Annotated in this window: 8 protein-coding genes; all 8 read right to left on the bottom strand. The window is 62.8% G+C overall.

Going from position 1 to position 7,449, the window contains the following annotated elements; all coding sequences use genetic code 11:
* On the bottom strand, positions 1–919 hold a 919-nt coding region (locus tag GHO42_RS01125; RefSeq protein WP_153384080.1), incomplete at its 3' end, for an acyl-CoA dehydrogenase family protein.
* Positions 920–930: 11 nt separating this feature from the next.
* Entirely contained in the window at positions 931–2,121 is a 1,191-nt protein-coding gene (locus tag GHO42_RS01120; protein ID WP_095018446.1) for an acyl-CoA dehydrogenase family protein, read from the bottom strand.
* Between the two features lie 142 nt (positions 2,122–2,263).
* On the bottom strand, positions 2,264–3,433 hold the full coding sequence (locus tag GHO42_RS01115; RefSeq protein WP_153326661.1) for an acyl-CoA dehydrogenase family protein: 1,170 nt from the start codon (positions 3,431–3,433) through the stop codon (positions 2,264–2,266).
* A complete protein-coding gene (locus tag GHO42_RS01110) occupies positions 3,434–4,612 on the bottom strand; it encodes a lipid-transfer protein (protein ID WP_130871344.1) in 1,179 nt (392 codons plus the stop codon).
* A 17-nt stretch (positions 4,613–4,629) separates the two neighbouring features.
* Complete coding sequence (locus tag GHO42_RS01105; RefSeq protein ID WP_095018444.1) at positions 4,630–5,049, bottom strand: MaoC family dehydratase; 420 nt, start codon at positions 5,047–5,049, stop codon at positions 4,630–4,632.
* Positions 5,021–6,154, bottom strand: a complete 1,134-nt coding sequence (locus tag GHO42_RS01100) for an acyl-CoA dehydrogenase family protein (RefSeq protein ID WP_095018443.1) — start codon at positions 6,152–6,154, stop codon at positions 5,021–5,023. Before GHO42_RS01100 ends, GHO42_RS01105 begins: the two co-directional genes overlap by 29 nt.
* A 10-nt stretch (positions 6,155–6,164) precedes the next feature.
* Positions 6,165–7,142 (bottom strand): bifunctional MaoC family dehydratase N-terminal/OB-fold nucleic acid binding domain-containing protein, encoded by a 978-nt coding sequence (locus GHO42_RS01095; protein WP_153326663.1) that lies wholly within the window; start codon positions 7,140–7,142, stop codon positions 6,165–6,167.
* Positions 7,143–7,195: 53 nt separating this feature from the next.
* Positions 7,196–7,449, bottom strand: a 254-nt coding sequence (locus tag GHO42_RS01090; RefSeq protein WP_153384079.1) for an SDR family oxidoreductase, incomplete at its 5' end; no start/stop codon positions are given.

Here is a 7,449-nt window from a genome sequence, read left to right as displayed (position 1 = left end):
CGCTCAGGCTGCTGTCGTCCAGCGCCGCCAGACCGGCCATCACGGCGCTGCGTGCCAGCGCCAGATCCACATACAACTGCGCCGCGCGATGTTGCAGGGACTGGAAGGTGCCTATCGCCACATCAAACTGCACACGGGTCTTGAGGTAGTCGAGGGTCAGTTCAAACAGCTTTTCAGACATGCCCAGCATCTCGGCAGCCAGACACACGCGGCCGCGATCCAGGGCGATATTCAAGGCCGGCATGGCAGACCCGGCGGCACCCAGCAAGGCATCAGCCCCGACCTGTACCTGATCCAGCTGCAAGCGCGCATGGTTGCGCGAGTCAATCAGCGGCAACGGGCTGACGGTCAGGCCCGGGGCATCTGCCGGCAGCAGGAACAGACTGATGCCTGCCGTGCCGGTGCGTGCCGCCACCAGATAAGCGTCGGCCCCTACCCCGTCGATAACGAAATATTTATCTCCGCTCAGGCTGTAGCCGTCGCTATTGGCCACAGCTTGCAACGCCACTTTCGCCGGGTTGTGCCGTGGCTGTTCGTCCAGCGCCAGCGCCACCCGCTGCCCCCCGCTGATGGTCGCCGACAGCCAGCGGTCCTGCTGCTGTGCATTGCCTTGCAGGTGCAGCAGCGATCCGCTGAGCACCACACTCGAAAGCAACGGCGTGGCACTGAGATTACAACCGATGGCTTCAAAAATCGGCCCCAGGCCCATGCAGCCAAAATCCAGCCCGCCGAGGTTTTCCGGGAAAGGAATTGCACTCCAGCCCAACGCCACCGCGTCTTGCCACAGTAGCGGATCAAAGCCGTCCACCTGCGCTTCATCCCGCAAGGCGCGCTGACGTGACACCGGGCTGCGCGCGGCGAGAAATTCGCCGGCGCTGTCGGCCAGCAGTCGTTGATCTTCGTTGTAAAGCAGGTTCATGGTGAGTTTCCTTACTTCACGTCAGGCAGGCCCAGGACCCGCTTGGCAATAACGTTGAGCTGCACTTCCGACGAGCCGCCAGAGATGGTCAGGGCGAAGCTGTTCAACCAGCCGCGGGTGATTGCCTGTTGCTGGGGGCTGAAAGCATCCGGGTCCCAGCCCAGTCCCTGATAGCCCATGACATCGAGCAGCACTTCGAACTTGTCGCGCTCCTGTTCGGTGTGCACCAGCTTCATGATCGACATCAGCCCGCTGACGTCCTGCCCGACGCGGGCGGCTTCGCCCATGCGCTGCACGGTCAGGTTGTAGCTGTGCTCGTTCATGGCCGTGGCCACCGCTCGTGCAACCAGTGCCGACTCGCTCTGGCCGGTGGCCTCGGGCAAGTACTGTTTGACCAGGGGCAACAAATGAAAATGGGTCGGCAAGCTGAACTCGCCAAACTTGGACATGGCCTTGCGTTCGTGTTGCAACAGACGCTTGGCCAGGTTCCAGCCGCCGTGCAGCGGGCCGATCAACTGGCTTTTCGGAACTTTGACGCCATCGAAAAACACCTGACAGAACGCCGACTTGCCGCTGATCAAATCAATCGGCGCAACGCTGACTCCGGGGCTCTTCATGTCCAGTACGATCAGGCTGATGCCCGTGTGCTTGCTGGCCTTGGCATCGGTGCGCACCAGAGCGTACATCCAGTCCGACTTGTCGCCGTAGGAGGTCCAGATTTTGCTGCCATCGACCACAAAGTGATCGCCGGCATCCCGAGCCGATGTTTTCAGGCTGGCCAGATCAGAACCGGCATTGGGCTCGGAGAAGCCCTGGCACCAGCGCACCTCACCGCGGGTCATGGGTGCCAGCAGCTGTTTTTTCTGCTCTTCGGTACCGAACTCCAGCAGCACCGGGCCCAGCATCCAGATGCCCAGGTTGATTTGCGGCGGGCGGCATTTGAGGCGGCGCAGCTCGCTTTCGAGCACGGCGTTGTACTCCGCACTCAGCCCGGCGCCACCGTATTCAACGGGCCACTCGGGGCAGAACCAGCCTTTGTCGCGCATGCGCTCGAACCACAATTGCGCATCTTCACTGGGGAACTCCATCTTGCGGGCCCCCCACACCATTTCGCCTTCAGGGATGGCCTTGCGTTGCGATGGCGGGCAATTGGCCTCAAGCCAGCTGCGGGTCTGTTCTCTGAACTGGTCAATCGCGTTCATGTTGTTTCACCTTTCGGTTCTTGTAGCCGCTGGCGAGGTACGAGGCTGCGACGGGATGAGCAGCAGCCCCGGTGATCTGCAGGGCCTGCGCCCCTTGTCGCAGCCTCGTACCTCGCCAGCGGCTACAGGTTTTCGGCAATGTTTAACGCTGGGTACGCGGCATGCCCAAACCGAACTGGGCGATCAGCTCGCGCTGGATTTCATTGGTGCCACCGCCAAAGGTCAGGGTCACTGAAGCACGCACTTCGTACTCCAGTTCGCCGTGCAGCAGCGACGCCGGTGAACCGCTGCGTATCAAGCCCGCGGCACCGACCATGTTGCTCAGGACTCGCAATATCTCGATCCCCGACTCCGAGCCGTAGACCTTGGTGGTCGACGCCAGCGCCACGTCCATGCGGTCGCGCTCGAGGTCAGCGGCAATGCGCAGGTTGATCAGGCGCATGGCTTCCAGCCGCGCGTAGCACTGCGCCAGTCCCGCACGCACCCAGGCCTTGTCGGTGGCACGCACGCCACGTTCATCGGCTGCATTGGCCCACTTCAAGACCCGGCCAAACAGCCCCACGACCTTGTCCGACCAGGCGCCCAGGCCCAGACGCTCGTGGTTAAGTTGTGCCGTGATGAGTTTCCAGCCCCCATTCAACTCGCCCACCAGCATGTCGGTGGGCACCCGCACGTTGTCGTAGTAGGTGGCCGCCGTCGGGATGCTGGTGGTCGGGATCACCGTGCTGGCAAAGCCCGGCGCGCGGGTGTCGAGAATCAGGATCGACACGCCTTTGTGCCGCGGCCGCTCGGCGTCGGTGCGCGCCGCCAGCCAGATGTAGTCAGCCGACTCCGCACCCGAGGTCCAGAGCTTGTTGCCGTTGACCACGAACGCGTCGCCTTCGAGGCGCGCCGTGGTTTTCAGCGCAGCCAGATCGCTGCCTGCATCCGGCTCGGAGTAGCCGATGGCGAAGATGATTTCCCCTGCCGCGATACCCGGCAAAAACCGCGCCTTTTGCTGCTCGGTGCCGTGGGCCATCAACGCCGGCCCCACGGTGCTGATGGTTACGAACGGCAACGGCGCACCGGCGATATTGGCCTCTTCAAAGAAAATAAACTGCTCGGTAGGGCCATAGCCCTGGCCGCCGTGTTCCTTGGGCCAACCCACCGCCAGCCAGCCGTCACGGCCCATCTGGCGGATGGTGTCGCGGTACAGCTGGCCGCCCTCTTTGCCGCGCAATTGCTCACGCAACTGCGGGGTCATCAGGTTCTGGAAGTAGTCCCGCACCTTCAAACGCAGGGCATGTTGTTCTGGCGTCAGGTCGACGAACATTCAGGCTGCTCCCAGAATCAGGCCGCTGGTTGGCACACCGGTGCCGGCCGTCACCAGTACGTTCTCGACATTGTCGACCTGGTTGACCGAGCTGCCGCGCACCTGCCGCACCGCTTCGGCCACGCCGTTCATGCCGTGGATATAAGCCTCGCCCAGTTGCCCGCCATGGGTATTGATCGGGAATTTGCCGCCACGGGCATGGTGCCCGGCGCGAATAAACTCCTTGGCCTCGCCGCGTTCGCACAGGCCGAATTCTTCCAGTTGCGGCAGTACAAACGGGGTGAAGTGGTCATAAATGATCGCCGTTTGCAGCGCCTCGGGGCCAAGTCCCGACTGGCGATACAGCTCTTTGGCGACAACGCCCATTTCCGGCAGTCCGGTGATGTCGTCGCGGTAGAACGAGGTCATGATCTGCTGGCCCGAGGTAATGCCCTGGGAACCGGCCTTGATCATCACCGGCTTCTGGCGCAAGTCCCTGGCACGTTCGGCCGAGGTGATCACCATCGCCACGGCACCGTCGGATTCCTGGCAGCAATCGAGCAGGTGCAGCGGCTCGCAGATCCAGCGCGAAGCCTGGTGTTCTTCCAGGGTGATCGGCTTGCCGTAGAAAAACGCCTGGGGGTTGGTGGCGGCAAAATCCCGTACGGCTACCGCTACGCGGCCAAAGTCTTCGGAGGTGGCCCCGTAGGTATGCATGTAGCGCTGGGCAAACATCCCGACCCAGGATGCTGGCGTGTGCAGGCCGTGGGGCATATACCAGCCGTAGTTGACGTTCTCGAACGTCGGGGTCGAGGCAAAGCCGTAGCTGCCGCTGCCGAAGCGATACCACGAGCGCTCGTTCATGGCACGGTACACCACCACCACTTTGGCCACACCGGTGGCCACGGCCATGGCTGCGTGCATGATCGGCCCGCAGGCAGCACCGCCGCCGTGGGGCACCTGGGAGAAGAACTTGACGTCCTTGCACCCCAATAACCGGGCGATTTCATATTCCGGCACTTTATCCACCGAGTACGAGCTGAAGCCCTCGACCTCGGAAGGTTCAATACCGGCGTCTTTCAACGCAGCCAGAGTGGCCTCCAGCGCCAGACGCAGTTCGGTGCGCCCGGAGTTTTTCGAAAATTCGGTCGCGCCCAGGCCAACAATAGCCGCGCTGCCGGAAAGTGACGATTGCGTCATGAGTACTGTCTCCGCGATCAGGGCAGAACCAGCGCGACCGTACCGGTCACGTGGTTACCCATGGAATTTTTGCCGCTGAGGGTGATTTCCACCGTGCGGGTAGTGGCATCCTGACGGGTGACCGCGCCATTGAAGGTCATGCTGTCGCCGGGATAATTCGGCGCGCCAAGCTTGATCTTCAGCGAGGCAAAACGCGCCTCGGGGCCGGCCCAGTCTTCGATATAGCGTTGCACCAGGCCGTTGGTGGTGAGGATATTCATGAAGATATGTGGCGAGCCCAACTCCCGCGCCGCCTCTACATCATGGTGGCCGGGGAAATAGTCGCGGGTGGCGATGGCACCACCGGCGATCAGGCCCACGGTGATCGGGATCGCCAGTTCCGGCAGGGTTTCGCCGGGGCGCACGTCGTCAAAGCGCTTGGTGTTCTGCAAGGTCATATTTCCATCCCAGCTTGTCGTTATGGCTCAGCCAGTCGCCGAGGCGTTCAAGGCATGCTGCCGATCCACCCAGGGCACAACCCAGGGCGCGGCTCCAGTAGAGGAAGCGGTGTATCGGGTAGGTCAGGTCGACACCTATGCCGCCATGTACGTGCTGGGCGTTGTGCCCAATCAGATGCCCCGCTTCACAGGCTTGCCAGGCTGTGGCCAGTGCTTCGCTGGGCGCCGGCAAACCGGCGTCCAGGCGGTAGCACAACTGCCACAGGGTGCTGCGCAGCGCTTCGAGGGCGATATGGGCGTTGGCCATGCTCATTTGCACCGCCTGAAAACTGCCAATGCTGCGTTCGAACTGGCGCCGCTCGGTGACGTATTCCACGGTGCGGCGGATCTGCTCAGCACTGACGCCCAGCTGCAGCGCCGCCAGTGCGGCGATGCTGCGCGGCTCCAGCCAGTCCAGCGCGGCTGGCGGGAGCAGGCACTCGGCGCGGATCAGCAGCCCGTCGATATGTACATCGGCAATGGCCTCACCATGGGTCATGCGCCCGGGCACGTGAGTGATCGCCTTGTCGCCCAACTCGACCAGCGCCAACCGCGGCTGCCCGTCAACACTGACCAGCAGCAATGCCGCCTGCGATTGCTCGGCCAGCGCCAGAGCGCCAACACGGCCTTTGACACGCCAGCCACCGTCAGTCTCTACCCCGTGCAATTGAATGCCATGGGCGTTGAACAGGCCGCTCAAATCCAGGGTCAGCAATGCCCTGCCCGCGGCGGCCTCCTCAGCCCACGCCTGCAATGACGGATCGGCAAACTGCGCGACAGTGGCAGCCGCCAGTTGATGGCGCCACAGCGGCACCTGCCCCAACGCACGGCCCTGAGCCTGTAACACCAGCATCAATTCGGTCATGCCCAGGCCGCTGCCACCCTGTGCTTCAGGGATGGCCAGGGCTTGCAGGCCGGTTTCCACGCACAGTTCCCACAGCGGCTGCATATAGGCCTGCTCACTAGTATCGAACTGGCGCAGGCGGTCATCGGTGCAATAGTCGGCAAACACGCTGCCGGCCATTTCGGCAATGGCGCCCTGGTCTTCGCTAATGTCGAAATCCATGCTGGCTCCCTTACTCGACCACAGGTCGGAATAGCGGCAAGGTCAACTCGCCATCGAAGGTCTGGAACTCAAGCTGCAAGGGCTGGCCAATACGCAGGTCCTCGCGCTTGGCGCCTGCAAGCCCCGCCACCAGACGCACGCCCTCCTCCAGCTCGATCAGGCCGATCGGGTTGGGATGGTCGAACGGGGCAACTTCGGGGTAATGCATGATCACAAACGAATACAGGCTGGCGCGGCCGCTGGCCTGCACACTGTCCCAATCAAACGAGTGGCATTCGATGCACACCGGCGCCGGCGGATGACGCAAGGTCTGGCACTGGGTGCAGCGCTGGATCAGCAGCTTGCCGGCGTCACAGCCTTCCCAGAAAAACCGCGTGTCATCGCTCATGCCCGGCTTCGGCCGTTTGACCACCGCAGCCGCTTCGGCCTTGGCCGGAGCGGCCTCGACCGCATGGTTGTTGGCCGGGCGAAACTTGAATACGCGAAACAGCAACTGGCCAACGGCCTCGTCGCCACTTTTGTGTTCAATGAAGTAGTCCATCACCAGGGTGACAAAGAAGCCGGTGCCCAGACCGGTGGTTTTTTCGTCGCCCACCGAGTCAAGCCGCGTGGTGTAGTAGAGCTTTTCACCCGGACGCAGGTTGCGCTCGAAGGTCAGTTCGGAGTTGACCGCGACCACCGACGGATAACCGTAGGACTCAATCAGCTTGAGCACTTCATAGGGGTTTTCGGTGGTCGAGCCGGGCGCATAGTTGTTTATGTGAAAACCTTCCATGCACCACACCTGCAACATCGCAGGCGGCGCCACCAGCCCGTCCTGGGCGCTGTTGGCGGCAAAGGCCGGGTCGGTGTAAAGCGGGTTGTCGACGCCCATGATCTCGCACCACTGGCGGATCATCGGGGCGTTGACTTCGTCCCAGGCGTAGACGCGACCATATTCACGCCCCACCAGGGCGCGCACGTCGGTTAGCAATTGAGAATCAGCCAAGTTCGTCTCCTGCGTGTCAAGTGCAGCAACCGGGTGGTCGCCGCTGAAGGTCGTCAGTGCGCAGCGCTCAAAAAAGCCGGGCGTTCGCCGCCGCCGTGCAACAACAGGTTGCAGCCGCTGGCATAGCCGGCCAGGGGTGATGCGATAAACAGGCAGGCGTTGCCGATGTCTTCGGGCAGCGCCATGCGCCCGGCCGGGATCCCGGCGCTGACCGCCGCGATGCCTTGTTCGTCGCCAAAATGCAGATGGGCCTGCTCGGTGCGTACCAGCCCCGGACTGACCGCCACTACCCGCACCTTGGGTGCCC

Source organism: Pseudomonas sp. FSL R10-0056 (assembly GCF_009600105.1).
Taxonomy (GTDB): Bacteria; Pseudomonadota; Gammaproteobacteria; order Pseudomonadales; family Pseudomonadaceae; genus Aquipseudomonas; species Aquipseudomonas bubulae.
This window is presented reverse-complemented; position numbering and strand designations above follow the sequence as displayed.